The 16,525-nt window shown below is 62.8% G+C and carries 13 protein-coding genes and 1 tRNA gene; 12 read left to right on the plus strand and 2 right to left on the minus strand.

Annotated elements, in window-relative coordinates; genetic code table 11:
* Nucleotides 1–15: 15 nt before the first annotated feature.
* From sufC to RGQ15_RS10985, 6 genes are all read left to right on the plus strand, one after another.
* Complete coding sequence (gene sufC, locus RGQ15_RS10960; RefSeq protein ID WP_311160256.1) at nucleotides 16–771, plus strand: Fe-S cluster assembly ATPase SufC; 756 nt, start codon at nucleotides 16–18, stop codon at nucleotides 769–771.
* Between the two features lie 35 nt (nucleotides 772–806).
* The gene (locus RGQ15_RS10965; RefSeq protein ID WP_311161080.1) at nucleotides 807–2,102 is read left to right on the plus strand and encodes a SufB/SufD family protein; all 1,296 of its coding nucleotides are present in this window, start codon (nucleotides 807–809) and stop codon (nucleotides 2,100–2,102) included.
* Nucleotides 2,103–2,110: 8 nt separating this feature from the next.
* Nucleotides 2,111–2,599, plus strand: a complete 489-nt coding sequence (locus RGQ15_RS10970; RefSeq protein WP_311160257.1) for a hypothetical protein — start codon at nucleotides 2,111–2,113, stop codon at nucleotides 2,597–2,599.
* The gene (locus RGQ15_RS10975; protein ID WP_311160258.1) at nucleotides 2,596–3,183 is read left to right on the plus strand and encodes a YIP1 family protein; all 588 of its coding nucleotides are present in this window, start codon (nucleotides 2,596–2,598) and stop codon (nucleotides 3,181–3,183) included. The genes RGQ15_RS10970 and RGQ15_RS10975 overlap by 4 nt, the downstream gene beginning before the upstream one ends.
* On the plus strand, nucleotides 3,180–4,391 hold the full coding sequence (locus tag RGQ15_RS10980; RefSeq protein ID WP_311160259.1) for a cysteine desulfurase: 1,212 nt from the start codon (nucleotides 3,180–3,182) through the stop codon (nucleotides 4,389–4,391). The genes RGQ15_RS10975 and RGQ15_RS10980 overlap by 4 nt, the downstream gene beginning before the upstream one ends.
* Nucleotides 4,392–4,437: 46 nt before the next feature.
* Nucleotides 4,438–4,514, plus strand: a tRNA-Arg gene (locus tag RGQ15_RS10985).
* 636 nt (nucleotides 4,515–5,150) lie between these two features.
* Here RGQ15_RS10985 and RGQ15_RS10990 read toward each other — a convergent pair.
* Nucleotides 5,151–6,536, minus strand: a complete 1,386-nt coding sequence (locus tag RGQ15_RS10990; RefSeq protein ID WP_311160260.1) for a M20/M25/M40 family metallo-hydrolase — start codon at nucleotides 6,534–6,536, stop codon at nucleotides 5,151–5,153.
* Nucleotides 6,537–6,704: 168 nt separating this feature from the next.
* On the opposite strand from RGQ15_RS10990, the gene hemA reads away from it, so the two are divergent.
* The 3 genes from hemA (at nucleotide 6,705) to ispG (ending at nucleotide 10,523) form a co-directional block, all read left to right on the plus strand.
* The gene (hemA, locus tag RGQ15_RS10995) at nucleotides 6,705–7,934 is read left to right on the plus strand and encodes a 5-aminolevulinate synthase (protein ID WP_311160261.1); all 1,230 of its coding nucleotides are present in this window, start codon (nucleotides 6,705–6,707) and stop codon (nucleotides 7,932–7,934) included.
* A gap of 108 nt (nucleotides 7,935–8,042) precedes the next feature.
* Complete coding sequence (locus tag RGQ15_RS11000) at nucleotides 8,043–9,275, plus strand: helix-turn-helix domain-containing protein (protein WP_409201316.1); 1,233 nt, start codon at nucleotides 8,043–8,045, stop codon at nucleotides 9,273–9,275.
* Nucleotides 9,276–9,395: 120 nt separating this feature from the next.
* Nucleotides 9,396–10,523 (plus strand): flavodoxin-dependent (E)-4-hydroxy-3-methylbut-2-enyl-diphosphate synthase, encoded by a 1,128-nt coding sequence (gene ispG, locus RGQ15_RS11005; RefSeq protein WP_311160263.1) that lies wholly within the window; start codon nucleotides 9,396–9,398, stop codon nucleotides 10,521–10,523.
* 52 nt (nucleotides 10,524–10,575) lie between these two features.
* Here the strand turns inward: ispG and RGQ15_RS11010 are convergent, their stop codons facing one another.
* Nucleotides 10,576–11,328, minus strand: a complete 753-nt coding sequence (locus RGQ15_RS11010) for a DsbA family protein (protein ID WP_311160264.1) — start codon at nucleotides 11,326–11,328, stop codon at nucleotides 10,576–10,578.
* A gap of 156 nt (nucleotides 11,329–11,484) precedes the next feature.
* Between RGQ15_RS11010 and RGQ15_RS11015 the strand changes: the two genes are divergently transcribed.
* The 3 genes from RGQ15_RS11015 to RGQ15_RS11025 all read left to right on the plus strand — a co-directional run bounded on the left by RGQ15_RS11015 (nucleotide 11,485) and on the right by RGQ15_RS11025 (nucleotide 16,459).
* Nucleotides 11,485–12,621, plus strand: a complete 1,137-nt coding sequence (locus RGQ15_RS11015) for a pyridoxal phosphate-dependent aminotransferase (protein WP_311160266.1) — start codon at nucleotides 11,485–11,487, stop codon at nucleotides 12,619–12,621.
* On the plus strand, nucleotides 12,618–13,844 hold the full coding sequence (locus RGQ15_RS11020; RefSeq protein ID WP_311160267.1) for an N-acetylmuramoyl-L-alanine amidase: 1,227 nt from the start codon (nucleotides 12,618–12,620) through the stop codon (nucleotides 13,842–13,844). The genes RGQ15_RS11015 and RGQ15_RS11020 overlap by 4 nt, the downstream gene beginning before the upstream one ends.
* 71 nt (nucleotides 13,845–13,915) lie before the next feature.
* Entirely contained in the window at nucleotides 13,916–16,459 is a 2,544-nt protein-coding gene (locus tag RGQ15_RS11025; protein WP_311161081.1) for a penicillin-binding protein 1A, read from the plus strand.
* Nucleotides 16,460–16,525 lie beyond the last annotated feature (66 nt).

Raw genomic sequence — 16,525 nt, forward strand, 5'->3', positions numbered from 1 at the left:
ACTGAGGTAAGAATAATGCTGAACATCAAGAACCTGCACGTCAAACTCGAAGACGAGGACAAGCAGATCCTCAAGGGCGTCGACCTGACCGTTCCGGCGGGCGAGGTCCATGCCATCATGGGTCCGAACGGCTCGGGCAAATCGACGCTCTCCTATGTCCTCTCGGGCCGCGACGGCTATGAAGTGACCGAGGGCGAGGCCTCGCTGGACGAGCATGACCTGCTGGACATGGAGCCGGAAGAGCGCGCCGCGGTCGGCCTGTTCCTGGCCTTCCAGTATCCGGTCGAGATCCCCGGCGTCGGTAACCTGACCTTCCTGCGCACCGCCGTGAACGCGCAGCGCAAGGCGCGTGGCGAGGAAGAGCTGTCCTCGGGCGAGTTCCTGAAAGTCGTGCGCGAAAAGGCCAAGACGCTGCAGATCGACGCCGAGATGCTGAAGCGTCCGGTCAATGTTGGCTTCTCGGGCGGCGAAAAGAAGCGCAACGAGATCCTGCAGATGGCGATGCTGGAGCCCAAGATGTGCATCCTCGACGAAACCGACTCGGGTCTCGACGTCGACGCAATGCGTCTGGTGGCCGAGGGCGTGAACGCGCTCCGTTCGCCCGAACGCAGCTTCCTTGTCATCACCCACTACCAGCGCCTGCTGGACCACATCAAACCGGATGTCGTGCACATCATGTCGAACGGCCGCATCATCAAGACCGGTGGCCCGGAACTGGCGCTTGAAGTCGAGAAGAACGGCTATGGCGACCTTCTGGCGGAGGTTGGCTGATGGCGGATACGGCTGTTCTTGCCAGCAAGGCGCCGATGGCCGAGGGCAAGGCCCGGGCCGGCGACGTTCTGGCCGCGCGCCTCGCCGCGCTTGACCTTCCCAAGGGCGGCTTCAGTGCCGGAGCCCGCGCCGATGCCTCGGCCCGTCTCGATGCGATGGGTCTGCCGGGCAAGCGCGACGAATACTGGCGCTATACCGATCCGACGGCCTTCAACGCCGCCGTGGCAGAGCCACTGGCCTTCACTTCGCGCGCATCGACGCTGTTCGACGATATCGAGCAGTTGAAGCTGGTCTTTGTCGATGGCCGTTTCGACGCGGCTGCTTCGGACGCGCTGGAAGGCGAGGGGCTTGAAATCTCGACTTTGGCCGCTGCCGATGCTGCGGGCGATCATTGGGCCGCCGAGCTTTACGGCAAGCTGGAAACGGCGGGTCAGATCCCGGTCAAGCGTCCCTTCGCCGTGTTGAACACGCTGGCCGCGACCGATGGCGTGCTGATCCGCGTCACCGGCAAGGTCTCGCGTCCGGTCCACATCCTTTACCGCCGCGAGGCGCAGGATGCCGATGTCACGCTCCATCACGTCGTGAAGATGGAAGAGGGCGCCGAGCTGACGCTGCTGGAGACCGGTGGCATCGGCGCGCGCTCGAACGTGGTGATCGAGGTCGACGTGGCCAAGGAAGCGCGCTTCCACCATATCGCCAGCAAGCGTGCGGATGATGCCAAGGTCGGCATCGGGCATGTTTTCGCTCGCGTGGGCGAAGCTGCTCTGTTCAAATCCTTCACGCTTTCGGTGAACGGCAGCATGATGCGCAATGAAGGCGTGATCGACATCGTCGGTGACGACGCCGTTGCCCATATCGCCGCCGCCGTTCTGGGCGACGGCACCGAAGGCCGCTTCCACCATGACGACACCGTCTTCATCACCCATGCCGCCGAGCGTTGCGAAAGCCGCCAGGTGTTCAAGAAGGTGCTCAAGAACGGCGCGGATGGCATCTTCCAGGGCAAGATCCTGGTCAAGCCCGGCGCGCAGAAGACCGACGGTTACCAGATCAGCCAAGGGCTTCTGCTGGACGAGGGCAGCCAGTTCCTCGCCAAGCCGGAACTCGAAATCTATGCCGATGACGTGAAGTGCTCGCATGGTTCGACCACCGGCGCGCTTGACGAAACCGCGATGTTCTACCTGCGCTCGCGTGGCGTGCCGAAGGAACAGGCGGTGGTCCTGCTGGTCCTGTCCTTCCTCGCCGATGCGTTGGAAGAGATCGAGGATGACCGTCTGCGCGACGACATCCTGACCCGCCTCGACGAGTGGCTGACCAGCCGCGCCGCGTCCTGAGACCGAAGATGACCCGCGTCGGAATTGTCCCGCGGATCATCGAAAGCTGGTGGGCACCGCGCAGGGTCGTGAATTCCCTGCGCGGTCTGCCCGACCGGGCGCTGATCGCGATCCTGATGTCGGCAATGCTGGTGTTTCTGATCGCGCAGGCGCCCCAACATGCCCGCGACGCCTACCTTGACCCCTCGGTGCCACTTCAGGCGAGGATGGGCGGGGCGATGCTCGCGGTGATGTTCATGATGCCGCTGCTGGCCTATGGGTTGGCGGCGTTGGTATCTTTGATCTCGCATATTGGTCCACGCCCTGTTGACGGGCATGCGTCGCGGCTCGCCCTGTTCTGGGCCTTGCTTGCCGTGTCGCCCGCGATGCTTCTCGCAGGGCTGGTTGCGGGGTTGATCGGGCCTGGTCCTGCGCTGAGTCTTACAAGGGCGGTGGCAGGGGTCGGTTTTCTCGTGATATGGGGCGCCGGACTGAGCGCAATGACGAGGACGGAATGAAAATCGGTGATCTTGGCGAACTGGTGGTCCTGACGCTCAGGAACCCGGATCGCGCGGTGCGCCTTCTGCGCGAGTTCGGTCTGAGCACGTCGGAACGGTGGATGACCGTGGTTCTTGCGGCGAGCCTTTCAAGCCTGCTGGCGGGCATTGCGCGGCAGATGTTCCCACCGGCCACGAATGACGCCCTTTCGGCGATCCTGGCCGATCCGATGACCCTTGCGGCGCTGCAATTCGGCGCCATGGTGCTGTCGGCGGCAGCTGTCACGGTGATCGGCCGGGCCTTTGGCGGGCAGGGCAATTTTGCGGATGCGCTGGTCCTGGTCGCCTGGGTGGAACTGATCCTGGTCGGATTGCAGGCCGTTCAGCTTGTGCTGATGGTGCTTGTTCCGCCGTCGGCAATGATTATGTCACTGGTAGCCTTCGCGCTTTCGATCTACCTGACCATCTCGCTGACCAAGGCGCTGCACGGCTTCACGAGCACGCCCAAGGTCGCCCTGGGCTTCATCGGTGGCGTCTTTCTGGTGGCGACTGTTCTCTCGATCCTTGCCGCCGCATTGGGAATTCTACCGGAGGTCTCGCCATGAGCTTCGATATCGACAAGATCCGCTCCGATTTCCCGATCCTCGGGCGAGAGGTGAACGGTCGACCACTGGTCTATCTGGACAATGGCGCCTCGGCGCAGAAACCCAAGATGGTGATAGAAGCGATCACCCGTGCCTATGAGGCAGAGTATGCGAATGTCCATCGCGGGCTGCATTACCTGTCGAACCTCGCCACCGAGAATTACGAGCGCGTCCGGGCGATCATCGCGTGCTTTCTGCACGCCCCGCACGAGGATGAGGTGATCTTCACCTCGGGCTCGACCGAGGGCATCAATCTCGTTTCCTATGGCTGGGCCGCGCCGCGCCTTCAGGCAGGCGACGAGATCGTCCTGTCGGTGCTTGAACATCACGCCAATATCGTGCCCTGGCATTTCCTGCGCGAACGTCAGGGCGTGGTGCTGAAATGGGTCGAGCCCGAGCCTGACGGATCGCTGCCGCCCGAGAAGGTGCTGGCCGCCGTCGGACCCAGGACAAGGCTGATCGCCGTCACGCATATGTCGAACGTGACAGGGACCGTGGTCGATGTGGGGGCGATCGCGCGTGGTACCGAAGTGCCCGTGCTGGTCGATGGGAGCCAGGCCTCGGTCCATTTGCCGGTCGATGTCGGCGCGCTCGGGGTCGATTTCTACTGCATCACTGGCCACAAGCTCTACGGTCCTTCGGGCTCTGGCGCGATCTGGATCAAGCGCGAGCGCCAGGCCGAGATGCGCCCCTTCATGGGCGGAGGCGACATGATCCGGACCGTGACGCGCGAAGGCGTCGACTATGCCGACCCGCCCCTCAGGTTCGAAGCGGGGACACCGGGCATCGTGAACCAGATCGGCCTTGGCGCCGCGTTGGAATACCTGATGGACATCGGGATGGATCAGGTCGCCGCGCATGAACACGACCTGCGCGACTATGCCCGCGACCGGTTGCGCAGCTTGAACTGGCTGAGCGTGCAGGGCGACGCGGCGGACAAGGGCGCGATCTTCTCGATGACGATGCAGGGGGCGCATGCCCATGACATCTCGACGATTCTGGACAAGCGCGGCATCGCGGTGCGCGCGGGTTCACATTGCGCCATGCCGCTGATGGATTTCTATGGTGTCAGCGCCACGGCGCGCGCAAGCTTCGCGCTTTACAACACCCGATCCGAGGTTGACGCGCTGGTCGACGGGCTTTCCTTCTGCCGTGAGCTTTTCGCCTGAACCCCATTGCACGGCCGCAAAATAGCGGCTATGCAGCCCAAGCGTTGCACCCGTAGCTCAGCTGGATAGAGCGCTGCCCTCCGAAGGCAGAGGCCAGAGGTTCGAATCCTCTCGGGTGCGCCATTTCATATCCAGCTCATGATCTCTCCCATAACTTCCTGAAGGGGAAGGGTAAATCTGGGGTCCGAACGCCCCGTTTCCGGCAGGCGGTACGCATCGGGTCATCGGTCCGCGCGCCGTCACCGCTGGCGTAGTGTTTGTCGAGGAAGGCCGCGATCTGTGACTGGTGGCTGTCCGTGGTCCTCGATGGTCAGTTTGGCGTTTCCCATCTTGTGCCCGGCCTGCGCTTCCATGCGCGGCATGCCATTCTGCTGGGGTGGAGGGCCGCAACGGGCGCATGTTGCGCGCCATCGGCAACCACAGGCCCGAGCGGCGGCGATATCCCGTGCGCGCGGTGCCTGACCCTGCTGCTCGCCATAGCCGGTCTGCACCATCGTGGCTGCGATCAGGCTGCGCGGGCCTTTCTTCCGGGTGCAGATCGCGTGATGCGGAGCCTTGATCGAGCGGTGGCCACCGCCCTGCTGGGCATAGGTCCCCGTCGCGGCGTGCGATCAGGGGTCAGCGTTTTCGGCTTGATCTCGTGGAAAGCCCCGCGACCCGCTCAAACCGGCCAGAAGCATCGCAAGACGGCCGTCAGATACGACATGCGATGATTTGTGCATATGCCCCGAAATGCGAATTCCGGGGCATGGCGGTTCGTCAGCTCAAAGCGGCGAGGATGCGCGCCCAACTGCGTGCGCCCTTGGCAAAACTTTGCAGATCGTATTTCTCGTTCGGCGAATGGATGCGGTCGTCATCGCGGCCAAATCCGACGAGCATCGAATCCATCCCGAGGATCTCCTTGAAATCGCCCGCGATGGGAATCGAGCCCCCCGCGCCGATATAGGCGGCGTCGCGTTCCCATTCGTCGCTCAGCGCCGCCTTGGCGGCCGCGAAGGCGGCGTCGCTGATGTCCATGCGGCTTGCCGGGCTGGCACCATGAGCGTGGAATTCGACCGAGCAATCGGCGGGGATCGCGGCGCGGATATGGGCGCGGAACGTCTCGCGGATCTTTTCGGGGTCCTGGCTGCCGGTCAGGCGAAAGCTTACCTTGGCGCGGGCTTCAGCCGGCAGGACCGTCTTGAAACCTTCGCCCGTATAGCCGCCGGAAAGCCCGTTGATTTCGAAGGTCGGGCGGTTCCAGACCATTTCAAGTCCGGTTCGGCCCTTTTCGCCAATGGGTTGGCTCAGCCCAACCCGCGACAGGAACTCGGCGGCGTCAAAGCCCAGGTCGTCCCAATCCGCGCGCAGCTCGTTGGTCAGTTCCTCGACGCCCGCATAGAAACCGGGCAGGGTGATGCGGCCGCTTTCGTCCTTGATGGTTGCGAGCGCGTCGACAAGGATCTGGATCGGGTTTGCAGCCAATCCGCCGAAGCTTCCCGAATGCAGATCGCGGTCTGCGGCGCGGATGACGATTTCTTCGCCATAGAGGCCGCGAAGCTGGGTCGTGATCGCCGGGCGGCCGTCCGAATACATTCCGGTGTCGCAGATCATGGCGATGCCGGCCCGCAGCTCCTCGGCATTTTCGCGAAGGAAGGGGCGCAGGCTGGGTGAGCCTGATTCCTCTTCACCCTCGAACAACAGCACCAGGTCGGTGGGCAGGCTGCCATGCACCTCCTTCCATGCCCGGAACGCCTCGATGAAAGTCATAAGCTGGCCCTTGTCATCAGCCGCACCGCGGCCGCGAATGACCTTTCCGTCGGGCGTGTCCTCGATTTCGGGTTCGAACGGGGGGCGGTCCCACAGGTTCAGCGGGTCGACCGGCTGAACATCGTAATGGCCGTAGAAAAGAAGCGCGCGTCGCTGGCCCTTGGGCGAGTGGGCGACGACCATGGGATGGCCGGGCGTGTCGCGGACCGAGGCTTCGAATCCCAGCCCGGCAAGCTCGGCGCACAGCCATTCCGCCGCGTCGCGCACGTCGCCCATATGCGCGGGATCGGTCGAGATCGACGGAATGCGCAGGAATGCGAGCAGACGATCGAGCGCCTGCGGCAAGCCCCTGTCCAGCGTTGAAAGAACCTCTTCGATTCTGGCATTGTTCAGCATGATCAGCCTTTCTAGATTGATTTTCTCAGGGAAAATCACTGGTCCGATTGTCGTAATGCGACATTTTGACCCTATATTTCCTGTAACTTGACACGTATCAAGTTAACACCCGCGGGATCGCCCCATGATCCCCCAAGCGAGCACGTTCAAGCAAGGCAAGGGACGCAGATGGACTATTCGGCCGCCCTCGATCAGGCAATCGGGAAGCTGCATGAGGAAGGCCGTTACCGGACTTTCATTGACATCGAGCGCCGGAAGGGCGCCTTTCCCCATGCTGTCTGGACACGCCCCGATGGCACCGAGACCCAGATCACCGTGTGGTGCGGCAACGACTATCTCGGGATGGGCCAGCACCCTGCGGTTCTTGCCGCCATGCACGAGGCGCTTGACGCGACCGGGGCAGGTTCGGGCGGCACGCGCAATATCTCGGGCACGACCGTTTATCACAAGCGGCTGGAAGCCGAGATCGCGGACCTGCACGGCAAGGAAGCCGCGCTGGTCTTCTCAAGCGCCTATATCGCGAACGACGCGACGCTTTCGACGCTGCGCAAGCTGTTTCCCGGGCTGATCATCTATTCCGATGCGCTGAACCATGCCTCGATGATCGAGGGCATCAAGCGCTTCGACGGGGCCAAGCGCATCTTCCGCCACAACGATGTCGCACATCTGCGCGAACTGCTCGAGGCTGACGACCCCGCTGCTCCGAAGCTGATCGCCTTTGAATCCATCTATTCGATGGATGGCGATTTCGGACCGATCGAGGCCATCTGCGACCTGGCAGATGAATTCAACGCCCTGACCTATCTCGACGAAGTCCACGCCGTGGGCCTTTACGGACCCCGCGGCGGCGGCGTGGCCGAGCGTGACGGCCTGCTCGGGCGGATCGACATCTTCAACGGCACGCTGGGCAAGGCGTTCGGCGTGTTCGGCGGCTATATCGCGGCCTCTGCAAAGATGGTTGACGCGATCCGGTCCTATGCGCCGGGTTTCATTTTCACGACCTCGCTTCCGCCCGCCGTGGCGGCCGGCGCGGCCGCTTCCATTTCCTTCCTCAAGACCGAGGATGGGCAGGCGCTGCGCGACCAGCACCAGCTTCACGCCCGCATCCTGAAGATGCGTCTTCGTGGCCTGGGCATGCCGATCGTGGATCACGGCAGCCATATCGTGCCGGTTCATGTCGGAAATCCCGTTCACTGCAAGGCCTTGTCGGACATGCTGTTGGCCGATTTCGGGATCTATGTGCAACCGATCAACTTCCCCACCGTCCCGCGCGGAACCGAGCGGTTGCGCTTTACGCCGTCGCCGGTTCACCTGCCCAAGGACATAGATCAGTTGGTGCGCGCGATGGATGTTCTCTGGTCGCAGTGCAAGTTGAATCGCTCGTCTCACGTCGCCTGATGGTTGGGGGCTGATATGCTCTCGCACCCGTGATAACCTTCCGTTAATGAACCTGTGACACCCTTCCGATTCGGGATGGGGCACACTAAATAATACGGGGCAGGCGGGATGATCGGGCTGAGGGGGAACGCCCCAATGCATCATGATGAGCAGGCGGCACAGCCGCCAAGAATTGAGGAGCCGGACGTTCGGCTTGGCGACCTGATGCGGGGCGAACGCGCTACGCTGGGCAAGTCGCTGCTGGATGTTCAGCGCGAATTGCGCATCCGTGCCTCTTATGTTGCCGCGATCGAAAATTGCGACATCTCGGCCTTTGATACGCCCAGTTTCATTGCCGGATATGTGCGTTCCTATGCCCGCTACCTTGGCATGGATTCCGACTGGACCTTTCGTAGGTTCTGTCAGGAATCCGGGTTCCGCCCGACCCACGGCATGGCTCCGGCCGCATCCGGCCCGAAACCTCAGCGCCGCCCGTCGGACCCTGCCGAGGCATTGGCCAATCCCCATCCCATCTTCCTGCCCAAGCCGGAAAGCATGTGGTCTTCGATCGAGCCGCGCGCGATTGGTTCGGTTCTGGTGATGGCGCTGCTTGCTTGCGGGCTCGGCTATGGGGGCTGGTCCGTCCTGCAGGAGGTGCAGAAGGTCAACCTGACGCCGGGCGAACAACCCCCGGGTGTGATTGCCACGCTTGATCCGGTGCAGGACGCCGCCGAACCCGAAACGATCGATTCCGCGCAGGTCAACCTGCCGCGTCCGGAAGGGATCGACCGGACCTATCGCCCGCAGGCTCTTGAAGTGCCTGTACTGATCGCGCGGGACGGGCCGATCTCGGCCATTGATCCGGGCCTGAATGCTCCGGCGATGCAGCCGGCACCGGTCGTCGCGCAGTCGGTTGGTGCTGGTCAGGCGGGGGCAGGGGCAAGTCAGCCCTTTGGGCCGGAAATGCCCATGCAGGTGGCTGCGGTTCGCACGGTGGCCCCCGATGCCCCGGCAGTCGAGCTGCTGGCCGCGCGCCCGGCCTGGGTTCGCGTGACCTCGGCGGACGGCACGGTCCTTCTTGAAAAGACCATGGATGCGGGCGAACGATTTGCCCTGCCGAAGCTGGAATCGCCGCCGACCCTGCGCACCGGAAACTCGGGTGCTGTCTATTTCGCGGTCAATGGTCAGACCTACGGCCCGGCTGCTCCGGGGGCGAAGGTGGTCAAGAATGTCGAGCTTTCGCCCGAGGCGCTAACCGCGAAGTTCGCCTTTGCCGATCCGAGCAAGGACCCCGAACTGGCTTCGATGATCGCGGTTGCTTCGGCTTCTCCGGTCAATCCGGGCAACGCCGAGACCGACTGATCGCGGTCACGGCTGCGGCATTCGCCCCACCTGCGCGCCGGCCATGGGTTGCCCGCTGGCGCGCATCGGCCTATTGCTGACGCAGACACTTCCCAATCGCGCTGCACAGGTTTTTCCTTCATGACGCACAACCCGATCCGGCCCTGGCGCAATGTCGAAAGGCGCAAATCCCGCCAGATCATGGTGGGCAATGTTCCGGTCGGAGGCGATGCCCCGATCAGCGTCCAGACCATGACCAATACCGACACCAGCGATGTGCGGGCCACGCTCGATCAGGTCATCCGGGCCGCCGATGTGGGTGCGGATATCGTGCGGGTTTCCACCCCGGACGAGGCATCGACCCGAGCGCTGCGCGAGATCTGTCGCGAAAGCCCGGTGCCGATCGTCGCGGATATCCATTTCCACTACAAGCGCGCGATAGAAGCCGCCGAGGCGGGGGCCGCCTGCTTGCGCATCAACCCCGGCAATATCGGGGACGAACGTCGCGTGCGCGAAGTGATCAGGGCCGCGAAGGATCATGGTTGCTCGATCCGTATCGGAGTGAATGCAGGCAGTCTTGAAAAGCACTTGCTTGAGAAATACGGCGAGCCTTGTCCCGATGCGATGGTCGAATCCGGGCTCGATCATATCAAGATCCTGCAGGACAACGACTTTCACGAATTCAAGATCAGCGTAAAGGCGTCGGATGTCTTCCTGTCCGCGGCTGCCTATCAGCAGCTCGCCGAGGCGACCGATGCGCCAATTCACCTTGGTATCACCGAGGCTGGCGGGCTGGTGTCGGGCACGGTCAAATCTGCGATCGGCCTCGGTAACCTGCTCTGGATGGGAATTGGCGACACGATCCGCGTCAGCCTTTCGGCCGATCCGGTCGAAGAGGTGAAGGTCGGGTTCGAGATCCTGAAATCCCTGGGTCTGCGCACGCGCGGTGTCCAGATCATTTCCTGCCCGAGCTGTGCGCGTCAGGGTTTCGACGTGATCAAGACGGTCGAAGCCCTGGAAAAGCGTCTGGAGCACATCAAGACACCGATGAGCCTGTCGATCATCGGTTGTGTCGTCAATGGCCCGGGCGAGGCATTGATGACCGATATCGGTTTCACCGGCGGCGGTGCCGGCGCTGGCATGGTCTATCTTGCCGGAAAGCAGGATCACAAAATGTCGAATGACCAGATGATTGACCATATCGTCCAACTGGTCGAAAAGCGCGCGTCCGAGCTTGACGCCGCGGCCTCGGCCCAGGCAGCGGAATAAGGAAAAAGGCGGCGTATCGGCGCCGCCTCGTCAATTCTGGATCGGCCGGGTTTCAGCCCTGCTGTTTTTCTGCCCGCGCCCGCTCGATCACGCCTTCCAGACCTTCGGCCGGAACGCCACGCAGCATTTCGCCCTCGATGATGAAGGTGGGGGTGCCCATGATCCGCATCTGCTCGGCCAGTTGGTGGTTCTTGCGCAGGACGGCCGAAACCTCTTCGGTATTCATCCGGTTCAACACGGTCGATTTCTCGACGCCAACCTTGTCGGCGAGCGCACCCAGGGTTTCCAGATTGACGGGGCCGCGCGTTTCCATCAACGCGTCATGGACCTTCTTATAGGCCGCATCGCCCCCTTCTTGCAGCACCGCGACGGCAAACCGGGCAGCCAGATCGCTTTCTTGCGTCAGGATCGGGAATTCCTTTACGATCCAGCGGATGTTCCCATCGGCCGAGATCAGTTTCTCGAGCTCTGGATGCACCCGCTTGCAAACGCCGCAACGGTAGTCGACGAACTCGACCAGCGTGATATCGCCGTCGAGGTTGCCCCCGATCCAGCTATGCCCGTCCTCAAGGATCTCGGCCTTGTTGTTCTCGACCAGAAGCTTGTCGTTCTTGGCCTCGTCCGCGACGCGACGCTCTTCCAGGACGTTGATCGACTCGACCAGTACATTGGGATTGGCCATGAGATAGTCGCGAACGGCCTCGCCGAAGGCCGCCTTTTCGTCCTCGGTCATGTTGGCCGGGTCGAAGGCGAGGGCGGGCAGGGCGGCCGTCGCCAGTGCCGCGGCGGTCAGAATGGCTTTCATCTCGTGTCCTTTCAGCTTGGCGGGAAGATTGCCGCGCGTGTGGCGGGCATGCAAGCGCGGATGGACTGAATGATGTCGGTTTCACGCGGGCTTGACCGGGGTGCTTGACCCGGCACGCACAAGTTGTGATACCCGGCGAAAACCATCGAGGCAGGAATGAGACAGTCGCGCCGGGGGCAAGTCGATCCCTTCATCGTCATGGATGTCATGGAGGCTGCACGCCGGGCCGAAGCCGGGGGGCGGCACGTCATCCATATGGAGGTCGGGCAGCCGTCGACTCCGGCGCCCGAAGGCGCAAGAAAGGCCTTGGCCGCTGCGTTGGAAAGGCCCTTGGGCTATACGGTGGCTCTTGGTCTGCCCGAACTGCGCAAAGGAATCGCGGGCCTTTATCGCCGCTGGTATGGGCTTGAACTGGACCCGGCGCGCATCATCGTCACTCCAGGCTCCAGCGGTGCATTCATCCTGGCGTTCTCCGCGCTTTTCGATGCCGGGGACCGCGTCGCACTGGGCGAGCCGGGCTATCCCAGCTATCGACAGATCCTGAGGTCGATGTCGCTTGAACCGGTCGGCATCGAGACCTGGATCGAGAACCGATACCAGCCTCGGCCCGAGGATTTGCCTGCGGATGCGCAGGGTCTTATCCTCGCCTCGCCCGGCAACCCCTCCGGGACCGTGTTGCGCCGCGAGGAACTGTCCGCGCTGACCCGGCGCGCCGCCGAGCTGGGCATGGCCGTCATTTCTGATGAGATCTATCATGGCCTCGACTACGGCGCAGGATTCCATTCTGCGCTGGAAGTGACCGATGATGTGTTCGTCATCAACAGCTTCTCGAAATATTTCAGCATGACCGGCTGGCGCGTGGGCTGGATGGTGGTGCCCGATAGCCAGGTTCGAACGATCGAGCGCCTCGCGCAGAACATGTTCATCTGCCCGCCCCATGCCAGCCAGGTGGCTGCGATGGCTGCGCTCGACTGTTTCGAAGAAGCCGATGCAAATCTCTCTGTTTACGCAGAAAACAGAAAGATGATGCTCAAGCGCCTGCCGCAGATCGGCTTTTCCCGCATCGCGCCGCCCGAAGGCGCGTTCTACATCTATGCCGATGTGTCGGACCTGACCGCGAACAGCCTGGAATTCGCCGCCGAGATTCTTGACAAGGCTGGGGTTGCCGTGACGCCGGGCCTGGATTTCGATCCCAAGCGGGGGGCGCGAACATTGCGCTTTAGCTATGCGGGCTCGACCGCAGATATCGCCGAAGGACTGGACAGGCTCGCTGCGTTCATGGCTGCCAGATGAGATGGGCTTGGGCTTTGCTTCTGGTGATGCTGGCCCTGCCGAGCCTTGCGCAGGAAAGATCGGCGATGGCGCGGGTCGATCTGGCTGGATCCTCGCTGACTGCCGAGGGCAGGGACAAGGGCAAGCCGCGACCGCTTGAACTGCGGCTTGGGCTCAGCGGCCCGGTTCCCTACCGGGTCTATTTCCTGGACGGTCCGCCGCGACTGGTGATCGATTTCCGCGAGGTGGATTTCTCCGCCGCCGATGCAGATGCGCTTGCCGGGCGTAGCCTGGTGCCGGCCCTTCGCTGGGGCCGGTTCCGGCCCGGCTGGTCTCGCCTGGTGATGGAGCTTCCCGGCCCCTATGCGTTGCGGCTGGCGGTCCAGAATGGCCTGCAGGGCGGTGCGGCCGGCGCCCAGGTCATGCTTCGCCTCGAACCGGTGCCTCAGGCCGAGTTTCGATCCCGCGGCAATGCGCTATCGGCGCTGTGGGATCTGCCCGAGCCTTCGCTTCCAGCGATGTCCGCGACACCACGGCAAAATCAGGTTCTGCGCGTCGCGCTGGACCCTGGCCATGGCGGTCATGATCCCGGCGCCGAGGTCGGGGCGATCCGGGAATCGGCGGTGCTCCTGAGCTTTGCGCGCGAGCTCTCCGAGGTTCTGACCCGCGCAGGCTATGACGTGGTGCAAACCCGAAACGACGACAGTTTCGTTGGGCTGGAGCAGCGCATGACGATTGCCCGCGCGGCCCAGGCCGATCTTTTCATCTCGCTTCACGCAGATGCCTTGCCCGAGGGGCAGGCGGCTGGGCTTTCCATCCACGTCTGGAACCCGGATTCGGATGACCGCGCCGCCCGCCAGCTCGCGGCGCGGCACGATCGCTCGGATCTGGTCACCGGGCTTGATCTGCAGGGAACCGACGACCAGGTCGCGGCCGTCCTGATGGATCTGGCGCGGCAGCAGACGCAGCCCCGATCCGAAGCCTTCGCGAAATTCCTGCTTGCGGAACTGACCCGTGCGAAAGTGCCCATGCATGCCCGCCCTGTCCAGGGTGCGGCGTTTTCGGTGCTCAAATCGCCGGACATACCTTCCGTCCTGATCGAATTGGGTTTTCTGACCGATCCGAGGGACCGGGCAAACCTTTTCAACCCTGAATGGCGGCAAAGCACCTCGAACGCCATTGCGGCTGCGATCGCGGCCTGGTCGCAGGATGATGCCGTAAGGGCAGGGCTTTCGCGGCGTTAAGCGTCAAGGTTGTTTTGACCTTGTTGCAGCCAGCGTCTATAAATTCCGGAAACCCCTGAGGCATGGTCACCTTGTTGCGCTTTGTCCTTTCATTCTTCGGCGCGATTTTTGCCTGGATCGTCACCGCGATCGTGTTCGTGGCGCTGACCCTTGGGGCCGTGTTGTGGATGTATTCCCGCGATCTGCCCAGCCACGAGCAATTGGCGCAGTACTCGCCCAAGACAATCAGCCGCGTCTATTCCAGTGAAGGCAAGCTGATCGACGAATTCGCCGAGGAAAGGCGGATCTTCGTTCCGATCGACGAAATCCCGGATCTTGTGAAACAGGCGTTCGTCAGCGCCGAAGACAAGAATTTCTATCACCATCATGGGTTTGATCCCCGCGGCATGGCGGGCGCGATGGTCGAGGCGATCGCCTCGCGCGGGCAGAGCGTGCGCGGCGCGTCTACGATCACCCAGCAGGTGATGAAAAACTTCCTGCTTTCCTCTGATCGCAGCATCGAGCGCAAGATCAAGGAATTGATACTGGCGACCCGGCTGGAACAGACGCTGTCCAAGGACCAGATCCTGGAACTTTACCTGAACGAGATCTTCCTGGGGCAGAACAGTTTCGGTGTGGCCGCCGCCGCGCAGACCTATTTCAACAAATCGCTCACACATCTTGCCCCGCACGAGGCGGCCACCCTGGCCGCGATGCCCCAGGCGCCCGGGCGCTATCACCCTGTGCGCGCCAAGGCGCGCGTCACCGAGCGGCGCAACTATGTCCTGCGCGAGATGTGGCAAAACGGCTACATCACCGAGGCAGGCTACCGGTCCGAAGCAGAGCTGCCTCTGAAATCCGTCCAGAATGGCGATTTTCCATCCTTTCAGCGACAATTGCCCCCGCGGGACTATTTCAGCGACGAGATCCGGCGGCAGCTTTCGCGGGAATTCGGTGAAGATGAATTCTTCGGTGGCGGTCTTGCGATCCGGGCCACGGTCGAGCCCGATCTGCAAAAGATCGCAGCGCGCGCGCTGCAGCGCGCGCTTGAGAAATTCGATCGTTCCCGCAGCATCTGGCGCGGCACGCGCGTCAGCATTTCGCCCGAGAAGTTGACGACCGAAGACGATTGGCGTGCGGCCCTTGGGGAAACGAGAGTCCCGCGTGACATTCCCGACTGGTATCCGGCGGTCGTGCTGTCACTCGGCGACAGCGACGCGACCATCGGCATCGAGGATATCGAGGAAACCGCGACGATACCTGCCAAGGACGTCCAATGGGCACGAAAGCGTCTGTCGAATGGCCGGCTTGCGGACAAGGCCCGGGTGGCCTCGGACCTGCTTGAAATCGGCGATGTCGTGCTGGTCCGGCGCATGACCGACGATTCCAGCGGGGCCTTCATCCGATGGACCCTGCGCCAGGTTCCCGAGGTCGAAGGGGCCTTCATGGCCATGGACGTGAACAACGGCCGGGTCATGGCGATGCAGGGCGGCTTTTCGTATCAAAGCTCGGTCTTCAACCGGGCGACGCAGGCGCAGCGTCAGCCGGGGTCCAGCTTCAAGCCCTTTGTCTATGCAGCGGCGCTGGATAGCGGTTTCTCTCCGGCCACGATCGTCGTCGACGAGCCGATCACGGTGAACACGCCAGAAGGCCTGTGGACGCCCCAGAACGCCTCGGGGCGGTATTACGGTCCGGCGCCGATGCGCACCGGGATCGAACAGTCGCGCAACCTCATGACGATCCGCATCGCGCGGGATATCGGGATGGATACGGTTGCGAAATATGCCGAAAAATTCGGGGTTTATGACCGGCTTTCGCATTTCCTCGCCAATAGCCTCGGGTCTCAGGAGACGACGCTTTTCAAGATGGTCGCGGCCTATGCGATGTTCGCCAATGGCGGCGAGCGGGTCGAGCCCACGCTGGTTGACCGTGTGCAGGACCGGCGTGGACGCACCGTCTATCGCCATGATCGGCGCGATTGCGTGACCTGCGGCCAGGCGACGCTTCCTCCCGGCGCCGCCCCGACAATCGTGAGCAACCGCGAACGCGTGATGGATGCCATTACCGCCTACCAGTTGACCTCGATGATGGAGGGCGTGGTCAAGCGCGGTTCGGGGCGAGGGGTAAACCTGCCCGTGCCCGTGGCCGGAAAGACCGGCACGACCAACGATGCCAAGGACGTCTGGTTCATCGGCTTCACCTCGAACATCGTCGCAGGATGCTATCTGGGCTATGACCAGCCGCGCACGTTGGGCGAAGGGGCTTATGGCGGAACGCTTTGCGTGCCCGTCTTCAACGAGTTCATGAAGGAAGTCGTCAAGGAATATGGCGGTACCGAATTCAAGGTTCCGCCGGGCGGCCATTTCGTCAATATCGATCGATTCACTGGGGCGCTGCTGGGACCGAACGCCAAGGGTGACAATGTGATCGCCGAGTATTTCCGGGATGGCCAGGACATGAGCGTCGGCATGGCGCTGGTGGACGGCGGCTTCGAACGGGCCGACCCCACCACCTTGCCGCTTTATACCCAGGGAGGTCGCGACGCCGGTCGGGCTGTCACGACTTCGACGGGACGAAAGAAGGTCATTCCGAAAAAGGCCGATTTCGGCACGCTTTCATCGGGCGGGCTCTACTGAACGCAGGATTTCGGGCCGGGCGCTTGCGACCGGCTCGCCCTCGCGCTATCTGTCTTGCCCTGATCC

Source organism: Paracoccus sp. MBLB3053 (genome assembly GCF_031822435.1).
GTDB lineage: Bacteria > Pseudomonadota > Alphaproteobacteria > Rhodobacterales > Rhodobacteraceae > Paracoccus > Paracoccus aurantius.

What these genes read in the sequence shown, in the direction of transcription:
- sufC (WP_311160256.1), top strand. Translation starts at nt 16, where the DNA reads ATGCTGAACATCAAGAACCTGCACGTCAAACTCGAAGACGAGGACAAG.
- RGQ15_RS10965 (WP_311161080.1), top strand. Translation starts at nt 807, where the DNA reads ATGGCCGAGGGCAAGGCCCGGGCCGGCGACGTTCTGGCCGCGCGCCTC.
- RGQ15_RS10970 (WP_311160257.1), top strand. Translation starts at nt 2,111, where the DNA reads ATGACCCGCGTCGGAATTGTCCCGCGGATCATCGAAAGCTGGTGGGCA.
- RGQ15_RS10975 (WP_311160258.1), top strand. Translation starts at nt 2,596, where the DNA reads ATGAAAATCGGTGATCTTGGCGAACTGGTGGTCCTGACGCTCAGGAAC.
- RGQ15_RS10980 (WP_311160259.1), top strand. Translation starts at nt 3,180, where the DNA reads ATGAGCTTCGATATCGACAAGATCCGCTCCGATTTCCCGATCCTCGGG.
- RGQ15_RS10990 (WP_311160260.1), bottom strand. Translation starts at nt 6,536, where the DNA reads ATGCTGAACAATGCCAGAATCGAAGAGGTTCTTTCAACGCTGGACAGG.
- hemA (WP_311160261.1), top strand. Translation starts at nt 6,705, where the DNA reads ATGGACTATTCGGCCGCCCTCGATCAGGCAATCGGGAAGCTGCATGAG.
- RGQ15_RS11000 (WP_409201316.1), top strand. Translation starts at nt 8,043, where the DNA reads ATGATCGGGCTGAGGGGGAACGCCCCAATGCATCATGATGAGCAGGCG.
- ispG (WP_311160263.1), top strand. Translation starts at nt 9,396, where the DNA reads ATGACGCACAACCCGATCCGGCCCTGGCGCAATGTCGAAAGGCGCAAA.
- RGQ15_RS11010 (WP_311160264.1), bottom strand. Translation starts at nt 11,328, where the DNA reads ATGAAAGCCATTCTGACCGCCGCGGCACTGGCGACGGCCGCCCTGCCC.
- RGQ15_RS11015 (WP_311160266.1), top strand. Translation starts at nt 11,485, where the DNA reads ATGAGACAGTCGCGCCGGGGGCAAGTCGATCCCTTCATCGTCATGGAT.
- RGQ15_RS11020 (WP_311160267.1), top strand. Translation starts at nt 12,618, where the DNA reads ATGAGATGGGCTTGGGCTTTGCTTCTGGTGATGCTGGCCCTGCCGAGC.